A 610-nucleotide genomic window follows, 5' to 3' on the forward strand; every position below is an offset into this window, starting at 1 on the left:
GTCGAATAGAGCTGAGCGCCAGCGGTGTGCTGCCTCACCGAGCGCGGGCTTCATTCCATCCCCTGGCCCGTCGGCGGAACTACATACAGCGTCAACGCAAAGACTGCGTAAATGAAGATGAGCAGGGCGCCGACGAACCAGGCCGAGCGACCGCTGCTCGTAATGAAGCTCGCCGTCACGGTCGCAATCATGACCATGGTGACGGCGCCGGGCCAGAACTGCAGGCTCATCGGCGATGGTCCGACGACATAGCTGAGCAGCACCAGGGCGGGCGCTACGAACAGCGCTATCTGGGAGGCGCTGCCAAGCGCGATGCTGACGCTCATGTCGAGGCGGTCCTTGCGTGCCGCGGAAAAGGCAACGGCAAACTCGGCGGCGGCCCCGACCATTGAGACGATGATGAAGCCAACGAAGGCCGGGCTCATTCCAAACGTTGCTGCGGCCTTCTGCACCGACTCGACAAAAATCTCACTCACAAGTGCAACCAGTACAGTGACAACAAGCAGTGTGCCCACCGCAAGGACAATCGGCCAATGTTCCTCGCCTTCGTCATGCGCGGCGCTTGCGAACAATTCCTTGTGGGTCTTCAGCGAGAACAGCAGGCCGAGTG

General features: G+C 61.1%; 1 protein-coding gene. It reads right to left on the reverse strand.

Annotated elements, in window-relative coordinates:
• Nucleotides 1–50: 50 nt before the first annotated feature.
• On the reverse strand, nucleotides 51–610 hold a 560-nt coding region (locus AC1DU6_RS34720; RefSeq protein ID WP_477863064.1), incomplete at its 5' end, for a calcium:cation antiporter.

This window comes from Roseateles sp. P5_B10 (genome assembly GCF_056400485.1).